The sequence below is a fragment of the Pseudomonas sp. PK-RTE-24 genome, from assembly GCF_054052265.1.
Genome location: NZ_CM133224.1, coordinates 5,685,107 through 5,705,991, shown reverse-complemented (window position 1 = coordinate 5,705,991; position 20,885 = coordinate 5,685,107). Strand labels below are relative to the sequence as shown.

Sequence of the window (20,885 nt, the reverse complement as noted above, 5' to 3'; positions counted from 1 at the left end):
AGTGCGCTTGTCGTGCTCTCTCGCTTTTTTACGTTAAGAGGTGATGGGCATGGACATGAGCGTAAAGCTTAACGTGTCTTATCCGGCTCCCAAGCCAGTGACACCGGTTGCTGACAAACCGTCAGAGCTGCCTAAAGTCCAAAAGACTGAAGCACCGGTCGCTGCCAAGGATCAGGATTCGGACGGCGCCAAGTTGAAGCTGGCGGTGCAAGAGATCGAAAAGTTCGTCCAGTCGATCAAGCGTAATCTGGAGTTCTCGATTGACGAGCATTCCGGCAAGGTCATCGTCAAGGTGATCGCGAGCGAGACGGGTGAAGTCGTTCGACAGATTCCTTCCGCCGAAGCCCTCAAACTGGCCGACAGCCTCGCCAATGCAAGTCATGTATTGTTCGACGCCAAGGTCTGATAAATGGCATGAATAGTGTTTGTTCGTTCTCAGGACGCGTGTAACGGTCAAAAGAATGGCAGCAATCTGAAGGGAGATGCACATGGCAAGTCCAATTTTACCGGGTTCCGGACTGGGTTCCGGCCTGGACATCGGCGCGATCGTGACCGCGCTGGTCAACGCCGACAAGTCTGCCAAGCAGACGCAGATCGATACCGCGACCAAAAGCAACAGCCTGAAGATTTCCGGCGTTGGTTCGCTGAAAAGTGCACTGGCGGCCTATCAGAAAGCGATGGGTGATCTGAACAAGGCAACAAGCCCGGCGTTTGCCGGTTTTACTGCAACCTCGGATACGCCAACTGTCGTCGGTGCCACTTCGGATAAAACCGCCGTGCCGGGTACTTACAGCGTAGTCGTGAAAAACCTGGCCACCGGCTCCAAAGTTGCCAGTGCCGCCTTTGCCGGCGGGGCCGCCAGTGCCATTCCGAGTGGTACTCTGAAAATCAGTCAGAATGGCATTGATTACAATGTCGCGATTCCGGCCAATGCCACCTTGCAGTCCACGCGCGATGCGATCAACACCGCGCAGTCCAGCAATGGCATTTCCGCGAACATCGTGACTGACAGTACCGGCGCCTCGCGTCTGGTACTGAGCTCCAACAAGACGGGCGCCGGCATGGACCTGCAGGTCAGCGGTATCGCCGGTCTCGAGATCGATGGCACCCAGAAGATGGGTGACAGTCCTGCGGCAGGGGCATCCGGTGCGGTCGGTGATGTGGCCAAGGACGCGAGCCTGACCATCGACGGACTGGCCGTTACCAGCAAGACCAACACCGTCACCGGTGCGATCAGCGGCATGACGCTGAATCTGGTCACTGCGAGTCCCGTCGTGGGCGGCGTGCCAACGCCGGCTACTGTATCGGTTGCGACCAATACCGCCGGCATCCAGACATCGCTGCAATCGTTCATCGATTCCTATAACACCCTGAAGAAAACCATCGACACCTTGTCCAAGGCAACGCCGGATGCCGATGGCAATCTGACCGTTTCGGCGGCGTTCACTGGTGACGCTCTGCCGCGTTCGTTGATGGCGGACGTGCGCGCTCAGTTGACAGATCCAGGGGCGGGCGGAGCAGGCCAATTGTCCGTGCTTTCACAGATGGGTGTGTTGACTGACAGTAAAACCGGTTTGCTGACGCTCGATACTGCAGTGTTCAACAAGCGTATGGAAATCCCAGGCATGGCTGGCCAGGTTCAGCAGCTCTTCAGCGGCACCGACGCCAAGAATGGTCTGTTGGCGCGTATGACTGCGGCGGTTGATCCGTACGTCAAGACCGGTGGGCTGCTGGATCAGCGCAGCTCCAACTTGGCGAGTCTGACGAGCGGCTTGCAGAAGCAGCAGGCGGCGCTGGATCTGCGGGTTGCCAACCTGACGTCGACATTGACCGCCAAGTACAACGCCATGGACTTGCTGGTAGGGCAGATGAAGGCAACGGCGAGCAACATCACGTCGTTCTTCAGCTCGCTGAACGCTCAGCAGTCCGCGAAGTAACAGTCAGTAACGACAAAAACCCGGCTACGCTTTATCGGCGTGCGCCGGGTTTTTGTCTTTTGATCTAAAGTTTTCGGGCCGGTTGGCGATACACTGGTTATACGAGTCAACGTGGCAATGAGGTAGAACATGAACCCGATGTTAGCCCTTCGGCAGTACCAGAAAGTCGGCGCCCATGCGCAGACGTCCGAAGCGAGCCCGCACCGCCTGGTGCAAATGTTGATGGAAGGTGGCCTGGCCCGGATTGCGCAGGCCAAGGGCGCCATTGAGCGCAAGGATATTCCCGGCAAGTGCACGGCGATCAGCAAGGCCATCGGCATTGTCAGTGGCCTGCGTGAAGGTCTCGACCTTGAAAACAATGCAGAGGCACTGGCCGATCTGGATGGCCTGTACATCTACATGATGAAGCGCCTCGCCGAGGCGAACATCAGCAGCGATCCCCGTGTACTCGACGAAGTCGCCGGCCTGCTGACCACGGTCAAAGAAGGTTGGGACGCCATCGCGCCCGTGCCGGCTCCGCAGTTCTGAAGGAGATCACCATGAGTCTTGTATTGCAGCGAATTGCCGATACCCGTGAAGCGTTGGTCGGAGCATTGGCCGAACGAAACTGGCAAGCCATCGGCGAGCTGGATCTGGCTTGCCGTTCCTGCATGGAAGACGTCATGGCGGAAGCTTCGCTGGACGAAGTTGCGTTACGCGATAACCTTGAAGAGCTGCTATTCGTCTACAAAGAGCTTCTCGAGGTGGCAATGGGCGAGCGGCAGGCGATAGCCAACGAGATGTCGCAGATCACCCAAGCGCAAAAGGCTGCAAAGGTTTACCATCTGTTTGGTTGATTAACCGTCAGTTGAACCAGAGATGTGCGCCATAAATTTGACTGTGCACGGTTTTTTGACTTAACTAGTGGCTATTATCAGGTTTAGGGCGTCTACAGGCACAAGGTGTCCTGCAAGCGTCTCGCTTGCCCCATTTTTCGGGCATTGAGTTGACTAGGGAAGTTGCTATTGCATGTGGCGTGAAACCAAAATTCTGCTGATCGATGACGATAGCGTCCGCCGCCGCGACCTGGCGGTGATTCTAAATTTTCTTGGCGAAGAAAATTTACCCTGCGGCAGCCATGACTGGCAGCAGGCAGTCGGCTCTTTGTCGTCTAGTCGTGAAGTCATTTGCGTACTGATCGGGACCGTTAATGCTCCTGGCGCGCTTTTGGGCTTGCTAAAGACACTCGCAACCTGGGATGAGTTCCTTCCGGTTTTGTTAATGGGCGATAATTCTTCCGTTGACCTGCCTGAAGACCAGCGTCGCCGCGTGCTGTCGACCCTGGAAATGCCGCCCAGCTACAGCAAATTGCTCGATTCGCTGCATCGCGCCCAGGTCTATCGCGAAATGTACGACCAGGCCCGCGAACGCGGCCGTCATCGCGAACCCAATCTTTTCCGCAGTCTTGTCGGCACCAGCCGTGCGATTCAGCACGTCCGGCAGATGATGCAGCAAGTGGCCGACACCGACGCCAGCGTGCTGATCCTCGGCGAGTCCGGCACCGGCAAGGAAGTGGTCGCGCGCAACCTGCACTACCACTCCAAACGCCGCGACGCGCCATTCGTGCCGGTCAACTGCGGGGCGATCCCGGCAGAGCTGCTGGAAAGCGAACTGTTCGGCCACGAGAAGGGCGCCTTCACTGGCGCGATCACCAGCCGTGCCGGGCGCTTTGAGCTGGCCAACGGCGGCACGCTGTTTCTCGACGAAATCGGCGACATGCCGCTGCCGATGCAGGTCAAGCTGCTGCGCGTATTGCAAGAGCGCACCTTCGAACGCGTGGGCAGCAACAAGACCCAGAGCGTCGACGTGCGCATCATTGCCGCAACGCACAAGAATCTCGAAAGCATGATCGAGATCGGCTCGTTCCGTGAAGACCTCTACTATCGCCTGAACGTGTTCCCGATCGAGATGGCGCCGCTGCGTGAGCGCGTCGAAGACATCCCGCTGCTGATGAACGAACTGATCTCGCGCATGGAGCACGAGAAGCGCGGTTCGATCCGTTTCAACTCGGCGGCGATCATGTCGCTGTGCCGTCACGGCTGGCCGGGCAACGTCCGCGAACTCGCCAACCTGGTCGAGCGCATGGCGATCATGCACCCGTACGGGGTGATTGGCGTGGTCGAGTTGCCGAAGAAATTCCGCTACGTCGACGACGAAGACGAGCAGATGGTCGACAGCCTGCGCAGCGATCTGGAAGAACGCGTTGCCATCAACGGTCATACGCCGGACTTCAGCGCCAACGCGTTGCTGCCGCCGGAAGGTCTCGACCTCAAGGACTACCTCGGTGGCCTGGAGCAGGGCCTGATTCAGCAAGCGCTGGACGATGCCAATGGCATTGTCGCCCGTGCCGCTGAGCGTCTGCGTATTCGTCGCACCACCCTGGTCGAGAAGATGCGCAAGTACGGCATGAGCCGGGCTGGAGGAGATGAACAGGCGGATGATTGACGCCTGTTTTTCAAGCGCTTCATTTATAAGCGGTTTTTTTTAGGCACGGGTATTGCTACAGCCCTCGCAACGTTCCGTTTCACTGACGGTCAGCCAAGCGAGAGAGCCCAATGCCCCAAGCCGCCCAGATCTCTTCTGCCTCCAATATCGTGGGGCAACCCTCGTCCGTAGAGCAGGCAAGTCGTCAGGGACTTGAGCAGGCCTTCCAGCTGTTCAACCAGATGTCGAGCCAGCTGACCGACTCCTACAGCCTGCTCGAAGCGCGGGTCACCGAACTCAAGGGTGAGCTGGCCGTGGTCAGCGCCCAGCGCATGCAGGAGCTGGCGGAAAAAGAACGCCTGGCCAATCGCCTGCAAAACCTCCTCGACCTGTTGCCCGGCGGCGTCATCGTCATCGACGGCCACGGTCTGGTGCGCGAAGCCAATCCTGCCGCCATCGATCTGCTCGGCTCGCCACTCGAGGGCGAACTCTGGCGCCATGTGATCGCGCGCTGCTTCGCTCCCCGTGAAGACGACGGTCATGAAATCTCCTTGAAAAACGGTCGACGCCTGTCGATTTCCACCCGCTCGCTGGATGCCGAGCCGGGGCAGTTGGTGCTGCTCAACGACTTGACGGAAACACGTCATCTGCAAGACCAGTTGGCGCGCCACGAACGTTTGTCATCGCTGGGGCGCATGGTCGCCTCGCTGGCCCACCAGATTCGCACGCCGCTGTCCGCCGCTTTGCTCTACGCCAGTCATTTGACTGAACAGCAACTGCCAGTGGAAACCCAACAACGCTTTGCCGGCCGCTTGAAAGAGCGTCTGCACGAACTCGAACATCAAGTGCGCGACATGCTGGTGTTCGCTCGCGGTGAATTGCCGCTGACCGACCGCCTCATGCCCGGTGCCTTGATGCAGTCGCTGCAGGCTGCGGCGCTGACCCATGTGCAGGACCTGCCGATCCGCTGGCAGTGCGACAGCCATGCCGGTGAGTTGCTGTGCAACCGCGACACGCTGGTCGGCGCGCTGCTGAATCTGATTGAAAACGCCATTCAGGCCAGCGCTGGCGAAGCGCGCCTGAAAGTGCATTGCTACACCAGAGGCAACACCCTGCGTCTGTGTGTCAGCGACAGCGGCAGCGGCATTGAGCCGACAGTTTTGGCGCGCCTCGGCGAGCCTTTTTTTACTACCAAGGTCACCGGCACCGGCCTCGGCCTGACCGTGGTCAAAGCGGTGGCCCGTGCGCATCAGGGAGAATTGACCCTGCGTTCGCGAGTCGGGCGCGGCACTTGCGCGCAGGTCAGTCTGCCGCTGTTTTCCGCTGCACAAGGAGTTGAATAAACGTCATGGGCATCAAGGTGTTGCTGGTCGAGGATGACCGTTCGTTGCGCGAGGCGCTGGCCGATACGCTGCTGCTCGCCGGCCACGACTATCACGCCGTCGGCAGCGCCGAAGAAGCGCTGACGGCCGTCGCGCAGCAAGCTTTCAGCCTAGTGGTCAGCGACGTCAACATGCCGGGCATGGACGGTCATCAATTGCTTGCGTTGCTGCGCGCACGCCAGCCGCAATTGCCGGTGCTATTGATGACCGCCCACGGCGCCGTCGAGCGTGCGGTCGATGCGATGCGCCAAGGCGCGGCGGATTATCTGGTCAAGCCGTTTGAGCCCAAGGCATTGCTCGATCTGGTGGCGCGACATGCGCTGGGCTGCATTGATGCTGGCGAAGCGGAAGGCCCCGTCGCCGTTGAACCGGCCAGTGCGCAGTTGCTTGAGTTGGCGGCGCGGGTTGCGCGCAGTGATTCGACTGTCCTCATCTCCGGCGAGTCCGGCACCGGTAAAGAAGTGCTGGCGCGCTATATCCACCAGCAATCGCGACGGGCGAGCCAGCCGTTTATTGCGATCAACTGCGCGGCGATCCCCGACAACATGCTCGAAGCAACACTGTTCGGCCATGAGAAGGGCTCGTTCACCGGCGCCATCGCCTCGCAGGCCGGCAAGTTCGAGCAGGCGGACGGCGGCACCATTCTGCTCGATGAAATTTCCGAAATGCCACTGGGCCTGCAAGCGAAGCTGCTGCGCGTTCTGCAAGAGCGGGAAGTGGAGCGAGTGGGCGCGCGCAAGCCGATCAGTCTGGACATTCGCGTGGTCGCCACGACCAACCGTGATCTGGCCGGCGAAGTGGCGGCGGGGCGTTTTCGCGAAGACCTGTTTTACCGCTTGTCGGTTTTTCCCTTGGCCTGGCGTCCACTTCGCGAGCGCACTGCCGATATCCTGCCGCTGGCGGAAAAATTGTTGGCCAAACACGTCAATAAAATGAAGCACGCAGCAGCCAAGCTGTCCCCCGAAGCTCAAGCTTGTCTGACCGCGTACCCGTGGCCGGGCAACGTGCGGGAGTTGGACAACGCGATTCAGCGCGCGTTGATTCTGCAGCAGGGCGGTTTGATTCAGCCGCAGGATTTCTGCCTGAGCGGTGCGGTGACATTTGCGCCGTTGCCGATCACGGCACCGGTGATCCGCGAGGTGGAAATCGAGGCGGATTCTTCCGGCGCGCTGGGCGATGACCTGCGCCGCCGGGAGTTTCAGATGATCATCGACACCCTGCGCGCCGAGCGTGGCCGACGCAAGGAAGCTGCCGAAAAGCTCGGCATCAGCCCGCGCACCCTGCGCTACAAACTGGCGCAAATGCGCGATGCCGGGATGGACGTCGAAGGCTATCTGTTCGCCACCTGATCGATGCTGCAAAACATTCCAGATGCTTTTCTCAGAAGGGTGCCCATGAGCTGGCACCCTTGTTGCTAATACCTGTGTACCCGCCGAGTGAGTGTCAAAAAATTGCGGGCCGCCCAAGAGAGTAGACCATGAGCCAAGGTATTGAATTTAATCGGTTGATGATGGACATGCAGGCCATGAAAGTGGATGCCATGTCTGCGCGTAAATCGACTGCCGCTGTCCCTGAAATCGCGGGCAGCAGCTTTTCCGACATGCTCGGTCAGGCGATCAATAAAGTCAGCGATACCCAGCAGGCGTCGACTCAACTGGCCAACGCGTTCGAGATCGGCAAGAGCGGTGTCGACCTGACTGACGTCATGATTGCGTCGCAAAAAGCCAGCGTGTCGTTCCAGGCTCTGACCCAGGTGCGCAACAAGCTGGTCCAGGCTTACCAAGACATCATGCAGATGCCGGTTTAAGGGCGAAATAAGTCATGGCAGAAGCAGTCGCTGATAACGTTCCGGCCAAGGCCACCCCGATCGACGGCAAACCGCCGCTGTTCGGCCTGTCCTTTCTGGAAAACCTTTCCCAGATGACCGTGCTGCGTCAGGTCGGCCTGTTGGTCGGTCTGGCGGCGAGCGTGGCGATTGGCTTTGCCGTGGTGCTGTGGTCGCAGCAGCCGGATTACCGTCCACTGTACGGCAGCCTTGCCGGCATGGACGCCAAGCAGGTCATGGAAACCCTGGCCGCCGCTGACATTCCCTACAACGTAGAACCCAATTCCGGCGCCTTGCTGGTCAAGGCCGACGACCTGTCCCGTGCGCGGATGAAACTCGCTGCCGCTGGTGTCACTCCCAGCGACGGCAACATCGGTTTCGAAATCCTCGACAAGGAACAGGGTCTGGGCACCAGCCAGTTCATGGAAGCGACCCGTTATCGTCGCGGCCTCGAAGGCGAACTGGCGCGGACCATCTCCAGCCTGAACAACGTCAAGGGTGCCCGCGTGCACCTGGCCATTCCGAAGAGTTCGGTGTTCGTCCGTGACGAGCGCAAACCGAGCGCTTCGGTACTGGTCGAGCTGTACAGCGGGCGTTCGCTGGAGCCGGGTCAGGTGGTGGCGATCATCAATCTGGTCGCGACTTCCGTGCCCGAGTTGAGCAAATCGCAGATCACCGTCGTCGATCAAAAGGGCAACCTGCTCTCCGATCAGGCGGAGAACTCGGAAATGACCATGGCCGGCAAGCAGTTCGATTACAGCCGCCGCATGGAAAGCATGCTCACCCAGCGCGTGCACAACATTCTGCAACCGGTACTGGGCAACGATCGTTACAAGGCTGAAGTCTCCGCCGACGTCGATTTCAGTGCCGTCGAATCGACTGCCGAGCAGTTCAACCCGGACCAACCGGCGTTGCGCAGCGAGCAGTCGGTCAACGAACAACGCACCGCCAGCAATGGCCCGCAAGGTGTGCCGGGTGCCCTGAGCAACCAGCCGCCGTCGCCTGCCTCGGCGCCGCAGACCACCGGTGGCACCGCCGCACCGGCCGGAATGATTCAGCCAGGTCAGCCTTTGGTTGATGCCAACGGCCAGCAGATCATGGACCCGGCCACCGGCCAGCCGATGCTCGCACCGTACCCGGCGGACAAGCGTCAACAATCGACCAAGAACTTCGAGCTCGACCGTTCGATCAGCCACACCAAGCAGCAGCAGGGCCGTCTCAATCGCCTGTCGGTGTCGGTGGTGGTCGACGATCAGGTCAAGATCAACCCGGCCAACGGTGAAACCAGCCGTGCGCCGTGGAGCGCCGACGAATTGGCGCGCTTCACCCGTCTGGTGCAGGACGCCGTCGGTTTCGACGCCAGCCGTGGCGACAGCGTCAGCGTGATCAACATGCCGTTCTCCGCCGAGCGCGGCGAAGTGATTGCCGATATTCCGTTCTACTCCCAGCCTTGGTTCTGGGACATCGTCAAACAAGTGCTGGGTGTGCTGTTCATCCTCGTACTGGTGTTTGGTGTGCTGCGTCCGGTGCTCAACAACATCACCGGCGGTGGCAAAGGCAAGGAGCTGGCCGGTCTGGGCAGCGACGTGGAACTCGGTGGCATGGGCGGCCTGGACGGCGAACTGGCCAACGACCGCGTGAGCCTCGGTGGTCCGCAGAGCATTCTGTTGCCGAGCCCGAGCGAGGGTTATGACGCGCAGCTGAATGCAATCAAGAGTCTGGTAGCTGAAGACCCGGGTCGCGTGGCTCAGGTCGTGAAAGAGTGGATTAACGCAGATGAGTGATAACCGAGCCGCCACCGTCAAACTGACCAAGGTCGACAAAGCCGCGATTCTGCTGCTGTCCCTGGGTTCGACCGATGCTGCGCAAGTGTTGCGCCACATGGGGCCCAAAGAGGTTCAGCGCGTCGGCGTGGCCATGGCGCAGATGGGCAACGTCCATCGCGAACAGGTCGAGCAGGTGATGAGCGAGTTCGTCGACATCGTCGGCGATCAGACCAGCCTCGGCGTCGGATCCGACGACTACGTACGCAAGATGCTCACCCAGGCCCTGGGCGAAGACAAGGCCAACGGCCTGATCGACCGCATCCTGCTCGGCGGCAACACCAGTGGCCTCGACAGCCTGAAATGGATGGAGCCGCGCGCAGTCGCCGACGTCATCCGTTATGAGCACCCGCAGATCCAGGCGATCGTGGTCGCGTACCTCGACCCGGATCAGGCCGGTGAAGTGCTCGGCAACTTCGACCATAAAGTGCGTCTGGACATCATCCTGCGCGTCTCGTCGTTGAACACCGTGCAACCGGCCGCCTTGAAAGAACTCAACCAGATTCTCGAGAAACAGTTCTCCGGCAACTCGAATGCCTCGCGCACCACCTTGGGTGGCATCAAGCGTGCGGCCGACATCATGAACTTCCTCGACAGCTCGATCGAAGGCCAGCTCATGGACTCGATCCGCGAAGTCGACGAAGACCTGTCCGGTCAGATCGAAGACCTCATGTTCGTGTTCAACAACCTTGCCGACGTCGACGACCGTGGCATTCAGGCCCTGTTGCGCGAAGTCTCTTCCGATGTGCTGGTGCTGGCCCTCAAGGGCTCGGACGAGGGCGTCAAGGAAAAGATCTTCAAGAACATGTCCAAGCGTGCCGCCGAACTGTTGCGCGACGACCTCGAGGCGAAAGGCCCGGTGCGCGTCAGCGACGTCGAAACCGCGCAGAAGGAAATCCTCACCATTGCCCGTCGTATGGCCGAAGCCGGCGAGATCGTGCTCGGTGGCAAGGGCGGCGAGGAAATGATCTAAGCCCATGGATAAGCCTGACGAGTCTGTGACGGATCTGATCCGCGCCCGCGATGTTCGTGGTTTCGAATCCTGGGCGCTGCCCAGCTTCGACCCGCCGAAACCGGAACCCGAGCCGGAACCCGAGCCCGAACCGCCGGAAATGGAAGAAGTGCCGCTGGAAGAAGTCCAGCCACTGACCCTGGAAGAACTCGAAAGCATCCGTCAGGAGGCTTACAACGAGGGCTTCGCCATTGGTGAAAAGGAAGGTTTTCACAGCACCACGCTGAAGGTGCGTCAGGAAGCAGAAACGGCGCTGGCGGCGAAAATCGCCAGCCTCGAGCTGTTGATGGCCAACCTGTTCGAACCGATCGCCGAGCAAGACACCCAGATTGAAAAGTCGCTGGTCGACCTCGTGCAGCACATCACCAAGCAGGTGATCAAGCGCGAACTGGCCATCGATTCAACGCAGATCGAACACGTCATGCGCGATGCCCTCAAGCTGTTGCCGCTGGGCGTGGAAAACGTGCGCCTGTACGTTAATCCGCAGGATTTCGCCCAGGTCAAAGCCCTGCGCGAACGCCACGAAGAAACCTGGCGCATCGTCGAGGACGAGTCGCTGTTGCCGGGCGGTTGCCGGGTTGAAACCGAGCACAGCCGAATCGACGCCAGCGTCGAGTCACGGGTGACCCAGGTCATGGCCAAGCTGTTCGACCAATTGCATGAGCAGGCTCTGCATCCGGCAGCGCCTGACTTGAGTCTGGACATTCCTGAAGACACCCCAGCGGCTGTCGACTCTGACGAGCCGCGCGCGGACGCCAGCGATGCGCCTTGAACGCACCAGTTTCGCCAAGCGCCTGAGCACCTACGCCGAGGCCACCGAGATTGCCGGCGCGCCGATCCTTGAAGGTCGGCTGCTGCGCATGGTTGGCCTGACCCTCGAAGCCGAAGGCCTGCGCGCCGCCATGGGCACCCGCTGCATGGTGATCAATGACGACAGCTACCATCCGTCTCAGGTGGAAGCGGAAGTCATGGGTTTTTCCGGCAGCAAAGTCTTTCTGATGCCGGTCGGCAGCGTCGCCGGCATTGCCCCGGGCGCGCGCGTGGTGCCGCTGGCCGATACCGGTCGTTTGCCGATGGGCATGAGCATGCTCGGCCGTGTTCTTGACGGTGCCGGCCGCGCGCTGGACGGCAAGGGTGGCATGAAGGCCGAAGACTGGGTGCCGATGGACGGCCCGACCATCAACCCGCTCAACCGTGATCCGATCAGCGTACCGCTGGATGTCGGCATCCGTTGCATCAACGGTTTGCTGACGGTCGGCCGTGGCCAGCGTCTGGGTCTGTTCGCCGGTACCGGTGTCGGTAAATCGGTGCTGTTGGGCATGATGACCCGCTTCACCGAAGCCGACATCATCGTCGTCGGCCTGATCGGTGAGCGTGGTCGCGAAGTTAAGGAATTCATCGAGCACATCCTCGGTGAAGAAGGCCTCAAACGCTCGGTAGTGGTTGCCTCGCCAGCGGACGATGCACCGCTGATGCGTATGCGCGCGGCGATGTATTGCACGCGCATCGCCGAGTATTTCCGCGACAAGGGCAAGAACGTTCTGCTGCTGATGGACTCGCTGACCCGTTTCGCCCAGGCCCAGCGGGAAATCGCGCTGGCCATCGGCGAACCGCCAGCAACCAAGGGTTATCCGCCCTCGGTGTTCGCCAAACTGCCGAAACTGGTGGAGCGCGCCGGTAATGCGGAGAAGGGCGGCGGTTCGATCACGGCGTTCTACACCGTATTGTCCGAGGGCGACGACCAGCAGGACCCGATTGCCGACTCGGCGCGTGGCGTGCTCGACGGCCACATCGTCCTGTCGCGGCGCCTCGCCGAGGAAGGCCACTATCCGGCGATCGACATCGAAGCCTCGATCAGCCGGGTAATGCCAGCAGTGGTTTCGCCGGATCACATGCAGCGCGCGCAGTATTTCAAGCAGCTTTGGTCGCGCTATCAGCAGAGCCGTGATTTGATCAGCGTCGGTGCCTATGTGGCCGGTGGCGATCGCGAGACCGATCTGGCGATTTCCCTGCAACCGCAGTTGGTCAGGTATCAGCGCCAGGGCCTCAACGACAAAATCAATCTGGGTGAAAGCCAGGCCTATCTGGAAACCCTGTTCGCCCCTGCGGCGGGCGGGTAACCGGCCATGGCCGTCAGCCGCGCCGCGCGCCTGGCACCGGTGGTGGACATGGCCGAGAAGGCCGAGAAAGCCGCCGTGCAGCGCCTCGCCTACTTTCAGGGCCAGGTCAAAGTTGCCGAAAGCAAACTGGCCGACCTCAATGCCTTTCGTCTGGATTACTCGCAGCAGTGGATCGTGCGCGGCAGCACCGGCGTGACCGGGCAATGGCTGCTGGGTTTTCAGGGCTTTCTGGCGCAACTCGACACCGCCGTCGACCAGCAACGGCAGAGCCTGGTCTGGCACCAGAACAAGCTCGACAAGGCGCGTGAGGAATGGCAGCAGGCGTTTGCCCGCGTCGAGGGTTTGCGCAAACTGGTGCAGCGCTATCGTGATGAAGCGCAACGCCTGGAAGACAAGCGCGAGCAGAAGCTGCTCGATGAACTGTCGCAGCGTCTGCCACGGCGTGATGCCTTCTAAACCTCACCGCCAAACCCTGTGGGAGCGAGCCTGCTCGCGAAAGCGCCGTGTCAGTCAATCCTGTAGTCAACTGACAGAATGCTTTCGCGAGCAGGCTCGCTCCCACACTTGTTCCACTGTTGCGCCTTGCCCCAACCCTATCCAGGTGCTAAACCTTGTACAGGTTCGTCAATGACAAGGAAGCCAGTCAATGTCAGTCGTTACAGAAGTCTCTCCAGACCAGAAAAAGCTCACGATCGCCGTCAAAGGCCGGTTCGATTTTGGTCGCCATCAGGAATTTCGCGAGTCGTATGAACGGCTCCCACACAAACCCGAATCCATCGTGGTCGATCTCAAAGAGGCCACTTACCTCGACAGCTCCGCGCTGGGCATGCTGCTTCTGCTGCGTGATCACGCCGGTGGCGACGAGTCGGATATCCGCGTCGTCAACAGCAGCTCCGATGTGAAGAAAATCCTCGCGATTTCCAACTTCGACAAACTCTTCGACATCAGTTGACGCCCATGCAGGCGCAAGAGTCGCTGACTATCCTTATCGCCGAAGACAGTGCCGCCGACCGGCTGCTGCTGTCGACCATTGTCCGCCGTCAAGGTCATCAGGTGCTGACGGCGGCCAATGGTGCGGAGGCGGTCGAATGCTTCCAGCAGCAACAACCCGATCTGGTATTGATGGACGCGCTGATGCCGGTGATGGACGGCTTCGAAGCGGCGCGGCAGATCAAGGCGCTGGCGGGTGAAGCGTTGGTGCCGATCATCTTCCTCACCTCGCTGACCGAGAGTGAAGCGCTGGCCCGTTGTCTGGAGGCTGGCGGTGACGATTTTCTGGCGAAGCCGTACAACCAGGTGATACTCGCCGCCAAAATCAAGGCGATGGATCGCTTGCGTCGCCTTCAGGCCACGGTCCTGCAGCAGCGCGATCTGATCGCGAAACATCATGACTATCTACTGAACGAACAACGCGTGGCCAAAGCGGTGTTCGACAAGGTCGCGCATTCCGGGTGCCTGAGTGCGCCGAACATTCGGTACCTGCAATCGCCGTATGCGCTGTTCAACGGTGACTTGTTGCTGGCGGCGTACACGCCTGCCGGTGACATGCACGTCATGCTCGGCGATTTCACCGGGCATGGCTTGCCGGCAGCGGTGGGGGCGATGCCGCTGGCCGAAGTGTTTTATGGGATGACCGCCAAGGGCTATGGCCTGGCCGAAACCCTGCGCGAGATGAACGCCAAGCTCAAGCGCATCCTGCCGGTGGACATGTTCTGCTGTGCCACCTTGCTCAGTCTGAGTTTCCAGAGCCGTTCGGTGGAGGTGTGGAATGGTGGCATGCCCGACGGTTACCTGCACCGCATGGCCAGCGGCGAGCGTGTGCCCTTGCCGGCGCGGCATTTGCCCCTTGGGATTCTCAGCGCGCAAGCCTTCGATGACCGTACGGATGTGTATCCGATGGCCGTCGATGATCGAGTGTTTCTGTTATCGGACGGGGTGATCGATACCTGCGATGCCAATGACCAGTTGTTCGGCGTCGAACGCTTGCAGCAGGTGTTTGCGGCGAACCGTGAGCCGGATCGGTTATTCGAGGATATCGAGCAAGCGTTGCGCGATTTTCGCGGACAGGCCCGTGATGACGTAAGCATGGTCGAAGTCAGTCTGCTCGAGTCGGCGCAGGCCCACGGCGCAGCGCCGGTGTATTCCGACAGCGGCCAGTCGTGCCCGCTGGACTGGTCGGCCAGTTTCGAGTTTCGCGGCGCCACGCTCAGGCGCTTCAATCCATTGCCGTTCCTCTTGCAGTTGCTGCTTGAGGTGCATGGCCTGCGCGCGCAAAGCGGGGCGCTGTACAGCGTGCTCGCCGAGTTGTATTCCAATGGGCTGGAGCATGGCGTGCTCGGGCTGGACTCGAGCCTCAAACGCGATGCGGCAGGTTTCGCCCGCTACTATGAAATGCGCGCGGCGCGGTTGGAGGCGCTGCAAGACGGTTTCGTGCGAGTGCATTTGCAGGTCCAGCCGCAAGGCGAGGGTGGGCGGCTGGTCATTCGTGTCGATGACAGTGGCAAGGGGTTTGATGTGGCGCGGGTCATGGAAAGGCCCGTGGATAACGTCCGCTTGTCGGGACGCGGCATCGGTCTGGTCCGGCAACTGGGGCGCAACGCCAGTTGGTCGGACCAAGGTCGTAGTGCCAGCGTGGAGTTTTTCTGGGAGATTGAGGCATAATCCGCCCATTCTTGATCAAGGAGTGAGCAAGTGACAGACCCACATGTAAATCGCGAAGTCCTCGATACTTTGCGCGAGGTGATGGAGGACGGCTATACGGAATTGCTGGAGACTTTTCTGGCAGATTCGCAAAGCCGCCTGCACGAGTTGCAGGACAGCACCAGCGCCAAAGCGCTTTCCGATGTAGCGCATAGCTTCAAGGGCAGCGCCAGCAACATGGGCGCGGTTCGACTGGCCGAGTTGTGCCAGGACCTGGAGTCGAACGCGAAGGACAAAAGCCCGGAAGCGCTCGCTCAGCTAGTCGCCGATATCCATTCTGAATTCGCCGAAGTACGTCCGGTGTACGAAAGCGAAAAGCACCACGCCCACATCCACTGAAGCTGCCGTCCGGCGCTTTTCGCAAGTGTCTGGCCAAACTGGCCCGGCACTTGCAGTCAACTTGCTCAACTGTACCTACGATCCCAGTGCAGCGGAGACCGTGTCATGCCTGCGACCCCCAACATTCTTCTTCAGACCGCCGCTCAGGCCAAGGCGCAAGCCGCCTCTGCCAAATCGTCGGCAATGGCCGCAGACGCCGGGGACAAGGCCTCCAGCTTCGCCAAAGTGTTTGCCGATCAGGCGCCGGCCAAGCCCGCCGTGAGCGCTGACAATTCAGTCAGGCCGGCACGCGATAAGGTCGCGGACAGCAGCGGCAAAAAGGATATCGGCAAAGATCAATCTGCCGCGCCCCAGCCAGCAGTTGCCGATAGCGGCAAAGCGTTGCCTGCCGACAAAGCGGCGGCGAGCGACGACGCGACTGCCACTGCCGATGACACCGCTGAAACCATACAACCCCCTGTGGCCGATGCCGCGCCTGTAGACCCGGCCCTTGATCCGGCCTTGGCGCAAGTCGTTCAGCCGTTGGTGGCAGCGCCTGTGGTGCAAACGCCAACAGTCGCCACGCCAGCCCAGCCGGAAACCGAAACGCCTGCACTGGCGGTCGTGTCGGGCATGGTCAAAGATCCGGCGGCAACCGACAGCGATTTCGATCCATCGGCCGACCCGCTCGACTCGATGCCGGCCGTGCGCATGGCGATGGAGCAGGGCGGGCATATTTCCGCCGCCAGTCAGGCGCAACCGAAAGCCACGCCTGCTCAAGCTCAGGCTGACGGTGAATTGACCGCCGCGCAGAACTTTGCCGCCGGCATGGCCAGCATGCTCGACGTGCAGGCCGACAAGGACAGCACCAGTCAGGGCGGCGAACAAGCTTTCAGCGGGCTGATCGACGATGGTCTGAAGGATCTGAAATCGGCTACCAGCGACACTCGCGTCGATGACTTCGCCAACCGTCTGGCGGCACTGACCCAGGCCGCTACGCCGAAAACCGCCAATGCGCTGCCGGTGAATCAGCCGATCGCCATGCACCAGAGCGGCTGGACCGAAGAAGTGGTCAACCGCGTCATGTACCTGTCCAGCGTCAACCTGAAGGCCGCCGACATTCAGTTGCAGCCGGCGGAGCTTGGGCGTCTGGATATCCGCGTGAACATGGTTCCCGATCAGCAGACCCAGGTCACCTTCATGAGCGCACACCCAAGCGTGCGTGAAGCGCTCGACAGCCAGATGCACCGCCTGCGCGACATGTTCAACCAGCAGGGCATGGGCCAGGTGGATGTCAATGTCGCCGACCAGAACCGTGGCTGGCAGGGGCAGCAAGGTCAGGAACAGGCGCAGCAGGGGCAGAGTGGCCGGACCAGCGCTGCGGGTGGCCGCTTGGATTCGGCGGATGAGGAATTGGCACCGGCTACTGTCGCTGAAGTGGCGGCGCAGACTACCAGCGTAATTGGCAGCAGCGCGGTCGACTATTACGCCTGAGCAAATCAAGAGCCCCCTCACCCTAGCCCTCTCCCAGAGGGAGAGGGGACCGATTGGGGAATCTTGAAGAACTACGCCGACCTGAACGAGCATCGCTGAATCCGTTCGACATTCGGCGACCTGTTGATTCCCGCCCTGAACTTGCAATCACCTCGGTTGTGCAGGTCGATGTCCAGCCCCATTACATCTCGGTCGGCCCCCTCTCCCTCAGGGAGAGGGCTGGGGTGAGGGTGCTTTTGACTTTAGCGTCGTTCTCGACCTCCGACACTTCTGGCATAACACTTGCTCTTGCCTTGCCGTGCGACTGTGAAACCCCCGATTAGTGACGGATTATTGGCATGGCGAAGAGCGAAGCTGCAGCAGTAAAAGACCCCGCAACCAAAGGCAAACTCAAGCTGATCATCGTGATCGTGCTGGCGTTGCTGGTGGCCATTGGTGCATCCGTCGGGGCGACCTGGTTCTTCATGCATGGCGCGCAGAGCAAGCCTGCCGAGGCCGCTGAAGCAGCGCCGGTCGGCAAGCAGGCGGCGATTTTCGAGCCGATGGCGCCGGCCTTCGTGGCCAACTACAACCAGAACGGCCGTCAGCGCTACATGCAGGTGAGCATCACCATGCTGGCGCGTAATCAGGCCGATCTGGACGCGCTCAAAGTGCACATGCCGGTTATCCGCAACAACCTGGTAATGCTCTTCTCCGGTCAGGATTTCGCCACACTGGCGACCCCGGTCGGCCAGGAGATGTTGCGCCAGAAGGCCACCGCCAGCGTCCAGGAAGTGGCGCAGAAAGAACTGGGCAAAGTGGTCATCGAACAGTTGCTTTTCACTAATTTCGTACTGCAGTAGGAACACGACATGGCCGTGCAGGATCTGCTGTCCCAGGATGAAATCGATGCGCTGCTGCATGGCGTCGATGATGGTCTGGTACAGACCGATAATGCTGCCGAACCCGGCAGTGTCAAAAGCTACGACCTGACCAGCCAGGATCGCATCGTCCGTGGACGCATGCCGACGCTGGAAATGATCAACGAGCGCTTTGCCCGCTACACCCGCATCAGCATGTTCAACATGCTGCGCCGCTCGGCGGACGTGGCTGTCGGTGGCGTGCAGGTGATGAAGTTCGGCGAATACGTGCACTCGCTGTACGTGCCGACCAGCCTCAACCTGGTCAAGATCAAACCGCTGCGCGGCACCGCGCTGTTCATCCTCGACGCCAAACTGGTGTTCAAGCTGGTGGACAACTTCTTCGGTGGTGACGGCCGTCACGCCAAGATCGAAGGGCGTGAGTTCACCCCGACCGAACTGCGCGTAGTGCGCATGGTGCTGGAGCAGGCTTTCGTCGATCTGAAGGAAGCCTGGCAGGCGATCATGGAAGTCAATTTCGAGTACATCAACTCGGAAGTGAACCCGGCCATGGCCAACATCGTCGGCCCGAGCGAAGCGATTGTGGTCTCCACCTTCCACATCGAACTCGATGGCGGTGGGGGCGATCTGCACGTGACCATGCCGTACTCGATGATCGAGCCGGTGCGGGAAATGCTCGACGCCGGTTTCCAGTCCGACCTCGACGATCAGGACGAGCGCTGGGTCAATGCCCTGCGCCAGGACGTGCTCGATGTCGACGTGCCCATCGGTGCCACCGTGGCCCGCCGCCAGTTGAAGCTGCGCGACATCCTGCACATGCAGCCGGGCGATGTGATCCCGGTCGAGATGCCGGAAGACATGATCATGCGCGCCAACGGCGTGCCGGCCTTCAAGGTCAAGATGGGCTCGCACAAAGGCAACCTCGCGTTGCAGGTGATCGAGCCGATCGAGCGTCGCTGAGGCGGCGCTTTCCACCCCCGTATTTAACCGAATTGTTGCCCGCCGAGGACACATGATGAACGACGATATGAACGCGCAGGACGACCAGGCACTGGCCGATGAATGGGCTGCGGCCCTTGAAGAAACCGGTGACGCCGGCCAGGCTGACATCGATGCACTGCTGGCCGCCGACGCCGGCACTTCCAGCTCCAAACGTCTGCCGATGGAAGAGTTCGGCAGCGTGCCGAAGAACAATGATCCGGTGACCCTCGACGGTCCGAACCTGGACGTGATCCTCGACATCCCGGTGTCGATCTCGATGGAAGTCGGCAGTACCGACATCAACATCCGCAACCTGCTGCAACTCAACCAGGGTTCGGTGATCGAGCTTGATCGTCTGGCCGGTGAGCCGCTCGACGTGCTGGTCAACGGCACCTTGATCGCCCACGGCGAAGTAGTGGTGGTCAACGAGAAGTTCGGCATCCGCCTGACCGACGTGATCAGCCCAAGCGAACGCATCAAGAAGCTGCGCTGAGTGAAAAGGTTTCTCTGGGTGCTGCTGGCATGGCCGTTGAGCGTGCTGGCTGCCGAGCCGGGTGCAACCACTGCCGCGCCTGCCGCCACCGCGCCAATGGTCAACAGCGGCGTGGCCGGTCAGTTAACGCAACTGGTGTTCGGTTTGCTGCTGGTGCTGGGTTTGATCTTTTTCCTCGCCTGGCTGTTGCGCCGCGTGCAGCAGGCGGGGCCAGCGGGCAAGGGCCAGGTAATCGAGCTGATCGGCTCACGCGCGCTCGGTCCGCGTGACCGCTTGATGCTGGTGCAGGTCGGCAACGAGCAGATTCTGCTCGGCCTCAGCCCCGGCACCATCACCGCGCTGCACGTGCTCAAAGAACCGGTCGAAGTCCCCACCGCCAGTGAAAAAGCGACGCCGGAATTTGCTCAGCATCTGCTGAAGATTCTTGGCAAGGACCAAAAGGATACGAAGTAATGGGTGCGCTCCGCATCGTCTTGACGCTGGTCCTGTTGCTGGCCGCGCCGCTGGCGTTCGCCGCCGATCCGTTGTCTATCCCGGCGATCACGCTGGGCACTAATGCCGACGGCGCGCAGGAATATTCGGTCAGTCTGCAGATCCTGCTGATCATGACCGCGCTGAGCTTTATTCCAGCGGCGGTCATCCTGATGACCAGCTTCACGCGGATCATCATCGTCTTCTCGATCCTGCGTCAGGCCCTCGGCCTGCAACAGACGCCGTCGAACCAGATCCTCACCGGCATGGCGCTGTTCCTGACGCTGTTCATCATGGCGCCGGTGTTCGACCGGGTGAACAACGACGCGCTGCAACCGTATCTGGCGGAAACCCTCACCGCCCAGCAAGCGGTGGAAAAGGCTCAGGTGCCGATCAAGGACTTCATGCTCGCGCAGACCCGCACCAGCGATCTGGAGCTGTTCATGCGCCTGTCCAAGCGCACCGACATTGCCAGCCCGGATCAGGCGCCGTTGACCATTCTGGTGCCGGCGTTCGTGACTTCCGAGCTTAAAACCGCCTTCCAGATCGGCTTCATGATCTTCATTCCGTTCCTGATCATCGACCTCGTCGTGGCGAGCGTGCTGATGGCCATGGGTATGATGATGCTCTCGCCGCTGATCATCTCGCTGCCGTTCAAGATCATGCTGTTCGTGCTGGTCGATGGCTGGGCGCTGATCATCGGTACTCTGGCCAGCAGTTTTGGAGGTGTTTCGCCATGACGCCGGAAGTCGCGGTCGATATCTTTCGTGAAGCCCTGTGGCTGACCACCATGATGGTTGCCATCCTGGTGGTGCCGAGCCTTCTGGTCGGCCTGCTGGTGTCGATGTTCCAGGCCGCCACGCAGATCAACGAACAGACCCTGAGCTTCCTGCCGCGTCTTCTGGTGATGCTGGTGACTCTGATCATCGGCGGTCCGTGGATCGTGCAGACGTTCATGGAATACATCATCCAGCTGTACAAAAACATTCCGATGGTCATCGGCTAA

The 20,885-nt window shown here is 60.6% G+C and carries 23 protein-coding genes; all 23 read left to right on the top strand.

What is annotated here, in order from left to right; all coding sequences use genetic code 11:
• The first annotated feature begins 49 nt into the window (after positions 1 to 49).
• A complete protein-coding gene (locus ACV8MC_RS25665; RefSeq protein ID WP_041479011.1) occupies positions 50 to 406 on the top strand; it encodes a flagellar protein FlaG in 357 nt (118 codons plus the stop codon).
• 82 nt (positions 407 to 488) lie between these two features.
• Positions 489 to 1,937 carry a flagellar filament capping protein FliD gene (fliD, locus tag ACV8MC_RS25660; protein WP_095180716.1) on the top strand — a complete coding sequence of 483 codons (1,449 nt, stop codon included), beginning with the start codon at positions 489 to 491 and terminating at the stop codon, positions 1,935 to 1,937.
• A gap of 129 nt (positions 1,938 to 2,066) precedes the next feature.
• The gene (fliS, locus tag ACV8MC_RS25655; RefSeq protein WP_041479013.1) at positions 2,067 to 2,465 is read left to right on the top strand and encodes a flagellar export chaperone FliS; all 399 of its coding nucleotides are present in this window, start codon (positions 2,067 to 2,069) and stop codon (positions 2,463 to 2,465) included.
• 11 nt (positions 2,466 to 2,476) lie between these two features.
• A complete protein-coding gene (locus ACV8MC_RS25650; protein ID WP_353188358.1) occupies positions 2,477 to 2,773 on the top strand; it encodes a flagellar protein FliT in 297 nt (98 codons plus the stop codon).
• Positions 2,774 to 2,945: 172 nt separating this feature from the next.
• On the top strand, positions 2,946 to 4,421 hold the full coding sequence (locus tag ACV8MC_RS25645; RefSeq protein ID WP_041479014.1) for a sigma-54 dependent transcriptional regulator: 1,476 nt from the start codon (positions 2,946 to 2,948) through the stop codon (positions 4,419 to 4,421).
• A gap of 110 nt (positions 4,422 to 4,531) precedes the next feature.
• The gene (locus ACV8MC_RS25640) at positions 4,532 to 5,743 is read left to right on the top strand and encodes a sensor histidine kinase (protein ID WP_457263991.1); all 1,212 of its coding nucleotides are present in this window, start codon (positions 4,532 to 4,534) and stop codon (positions 5,741 to 5,743) included.
• A gap of 5 nt (positions 5,744 to 5,748) precedes the next feature.
• Positions 5,749 to 7,131, top strand: a complete 1,383-nt coding sequence (locus ACV8MC_RS25635) for a sigma-54-dependent transcriptional regulator (RefSeq protein WP_252869006.1) — start codon at positions 5,749 to 5,751, stop codon at positions 7,129 to 7,131.
• Positions 7,132 to 7,259: 128 nt separating this feature from the next.
• Complete coding sequence (fliE, locus tag ACV8MC_RS25630) at positions 7,260 to 7,589, top strand: flagellar hook-basal body complex protein FliE (protein WP_016771081.1); 330 nt, start codon at positions 7,260 to 7,262, stop codon at positions 7,587 to 7,589.
• A 14-nt stretch (positions 7,590 to 7,603) separates the two neighbouring features.
• Positions 7,604 to 9,391, top strand: a complete 1,788-nt coding sequence (gene fliF / locus ACV8MC_RS25625; protein ID WP_041479017.1) for a flagellar basal-body MS-ring/collar protein FliF — start codon at positions 7,604 to 7,606, stop codon at positions 9,389 to 9,391.
• Positions 9,384 to 10,403, top strand: a complete 1,020-nt coding sequence (gene fliG, locus ACV8MC_RS25620) for a flagellar motor switch protein FliG (RefSeq protein WP_016771079.1) — start codon at positions 9,384 to 9,386, stop codon at positions 10,401 to 10,403. Before fliF ends, fliG begins: the two co-directional genes overlap by 8 nt.
• A 4-nt stretch (positions 10,404 to 10,407) precedes the next feature.
• Positions 10,408 to 11,214, top strand: a complete 807-nt coding sequence (fliH, locus tag ACV8MC_RS25615; protein ID WP_041479018.1) for a flagellar assembly protein FliH — start codon at positions 10,408 to 10,410, stop codon at positions 11,212 to 11,214.
• Positions 11,204 to 12,562, top strand: coding sequence for a flagellar protein export ATPase FliI (fliI, locus tag ACV8MC_RS25610; protein ID WP_016771077.1), 1,359 nt, complete (start codon positions 11,204 to 11,206; stop codon positions 12,560 to 12,562). Before fliH ends, fliI begins: the two co-directional genes overlap by 11 nt.
• A 6-nt stretch (positions 12,563 to 12,568) precedes the next feature.
• On the top strand, positions 12,569 to 13,018 hold the full coding sequence (fliJ, locus tag ACV8MC_RS25605) for a flagellar export protein FliJ (RefSeq protein WP_016771076.1): 450 nt from the start codon (positions 12,569 to 12,571) through the stop codon (positions 13,016 to 13,018).
• Between the two features lie 190 nt (positions 13,019 to 13,208).
• Entirely contained in the window at positions 13,209 to 13,514 is a 306-nt protein-coding gene (locus tag ACV8MC_RS25600) for an STAS domain-containing protein (protein WP_016771075.1), read from the top strand.
• 5 nt (positions 13,515 to 13,519) lie between these two features.
• Positions 13,520 to 15,223 carry an ATP-binding SpoIIE family protein phosphatase gene (locus tag ACV8MC_RS25595; protein ID WP_457263986.1) on the top strand — a complete coding sequence of 568 codons (1,704 nt, stop codon included), beginning with the start codon at positions 13,520 to 13,522 and terminating at the stop codon, positions 15,221 to 15,223.
• Positions 15,224 to 15,253: 30 nt separating this feature from the next.
• Positions 15,254 to 15,601 (top strand): Hpt domain-containing protein, encoded by a 348-nt coding sequence (locus ACV8MC_RS25590; RefSeq protein ID WP_041479021.1) that lies wholly within the window; start codon positions 15,254 to 15,256, stop codon positions 15,599 to 15,601.
• Between the two features lie 105 nt (positions 15,602 to 15,706).
• Entirely contained in the window at positions 15,707 to 17,074 is a 1,368-nt protein-coding gene (locus tag ACV8MC_RS25585) for a flagellar hook-length control protein FliK (RefSeq protein ID WP_095180719.1), read from the top strand.
• Between the two features lie 338 nt (positions 17,075 to 17,412).
• A complete protein-coding gene (gene fliL / locus ACV8MC_RS25580; protein WP_016771071.1) occupies positions 17,413 to 17,916 on the top strand; it encodes a flagellar basal body-associated protein FliL in 504 nt (167 codons plus the stop codon).
• Positions 17,917 to 17,925: 9 nt separating this feature from the next.
• Complete coding sequence (gene fliM / locus ACV8MC_RS25575; protein ID WP_003222890.1) at positions 17,926 to 18,894, top strand: flagellar motor switch protein FliM; 969 nt, start codon at positions 17,926 to 17,928, stop codon at positions 18,892 to 18,894.
• A gap of 55 nt (positions 18,895 to 18,949) precedes the next feature.
• Entirely contained in the window at positions 18,950 to 19,408 is a 459-nt protein-coding gene (fliN, locus tag ACV8MC_RS25570; protein ID WP_457263983.1) for a flagellar motor switch protein FliN, read from the top strand.
• Positions 19,409 to 19,861, top strand: a complete 453-nt coding sequence (gene fliO / locus ACV8MC_RS25565) for a flagellar biosynthetic protein FliO (RefSeq protein ID WP_016771069.1) — start codon at positions 19,409 to 19,411, stop codon at positions 19,859 to 19,861.
• Complete coding sequence (fliP, locus tag ACV8MC_RS25560) at positions 19,861 to 20,619, top strand: flagellar type III secretion system pore protein FliP (RefSeq protein WP_016771068.1); 759 nt, start codon at positions 19,861 to 19,863, stop codon at positions 20,617 to 20,619. Before fliO ends, fliP begins: the two co-directional genes overlap by 1 nt.
• Positions 20,616 to 20,885 (top strand): flagellar biosynthesis protein FliQ, encoded by a 270-nt coding sequence (gene fliQ, locus ACV8MC_RS25555; RefSeq protein ID WP_016771067.1) that lies wholly within the window; start codon positions 20,616 to 20,618, stop codon positions 20,883 to 20,885. Before fliP ends, fliQ begins: the two co-directional genes overlap by 4 nt.

Excerpts from the sequence above, each read along its gene's own strand:
- ACV8MC_RS25665 (WP_041479011.1), top strand. The coding sequence starts at position 50 with ATGGACATGAGCGTAAAGCTTAACGTGTCTTATCCGGCTCCCAAGCCA.
- fliD (WP_095180716.1), top strand. The coding sequence starts at position 489 with ATGGCAAGTCCAATTTTACCGGGTTCCGGACTGGGTTCCGGCCTGGAC.
- fliS (WP_041479013.1), top strand. The coding sequence starts at position 2,067 with ATGAACCCGATGTTAGCCCTTCGGCAGTACCAGAAAGTCGGCGCCCAT.
- ACV8MC_RS25650 (WP_353188358.1), top strand. The coding sequence starts at position 2,477 with ATGAGTCTTGTATTGCAGCGAATTGCCGATACCCGTGAAGCGTTGGTC.
- ACV8MC_RS25645 (WP_041479014.1), top strand. The coding sequence starts at position 2,946 with ATGTGGCGTGAAACCAAAATTCTGCTGATCGATGACGATAGCGTCCGC.
- ACV8MC_RS25640 (WP_457263991.1), top strand. The coding sequence starts at position 4,532 with ATGCCCCAAGCCGCCCAGATCTCTTCTGCCTCCAATATCGTGGGGCAA.
- ACV8MC_RS25635 (WP_252869006.1), top strand. The coding sequence starts at position 5,749 with ATGGGCATCAAGGTGTTGCTGGTCGAGGATGACCGTTCGTTGCGCGAG.
- fliE (WP_016771081.1), top strand. The coding sequence starts at position 7,260 with ATGAGCCAAGGTATTGAATTTAATCGGTTGATGATGGACATGCAGGCC.
- fliF (WP_041479017.1), top strand. The coding sequence starts at position 7,604 with ATGGCAGAAGCAGTCGCTGATAACGTTCCGGCCAAGGCCACCCCGATC.
- fliG (WP_016771079.1), top strand. The coding sequence starts at position 9,384 with ATGAGTGATAACCGAGCCGCCACCGTCAAACTGACCAAGGTCGACAAA.
- fliH (WP_041479018.1), top strand. The coding sequence starts at position 10,408 with ATGGATAAGCCTGACGAGTCTGTGACGGATCTGATCCGCGCCCGCGAT.
- fliI (WP_016771077.1), top strand. The coding sequence starts at position 11,204 with ATGCGCCTTGAACGCACCAGTTTCGCCAAGCGCCTGAGCACCTACGCC.
- fliJ (WP_016771076.1), top strand. The coding sequence starts at position 12,569 with ATGGCCGTCAGCCGCGCCGCGCGCCTGGCACCGGTGGTGGACATGGCC.
- ACV8MC_RS25600 (WP_016771075.1), top strand. The coding sequence starts at position 13,209 with ATGTCAGTCGTTACAGAAGTCTCTCCAGACCAGAAAAAGCTCACGATC.
- ACV8MC_RS25595 (WP_457263986.1), top strand. The coding sequence starts at position 13,520 with ATGCAGGCGCAAGAGTCGCTGACTATCCTTATCGCCGAAGACAGTGCC.
- ACV8MC_RS25585 (WP_095180719.1), top strand. The coding sequence starts at position 15,707 with ATGCCTGCGACCCCCAACATTCTTCTTCAGACCGCCGCTCAGGCCAAG.
- fliL (WP_016771071.1), top strand. The coding sequence starts at position 17,413 with ATGGCGAAGAGCGAAGCTGCAGCAGTAAAAGACCCCGCAACCAAAGGC.
- fliM (WP_003222890.1), top strand. The coding sequence starts at position 17,926 with ATGGCCGTGCAGGATCTGCTGTCCCAGGATGAAATCGATGCGCTGCTG.
- fliN (WP_457263983.1), top strand. The coding sequence starts at position 18,950 with ATGAACGACGATATGAACGCGCAGGACGACCAGGCACTGGCCGATGAA.
- fliP (WP_016771068.1), top strand. The coding sequence starts at position 19,861 with ATGGGTGCGCTCCGCATCGTCTTGACGCTGGTCCTGTTGCTGGCCGCG.
- fliQ (WP_016771067.1), top strand. The coding sequence starts at position 20,616 with ATGACGCCGGAAGTCGCGGTCGATATCTTTCGTGAAGCCCTGTGGCTG.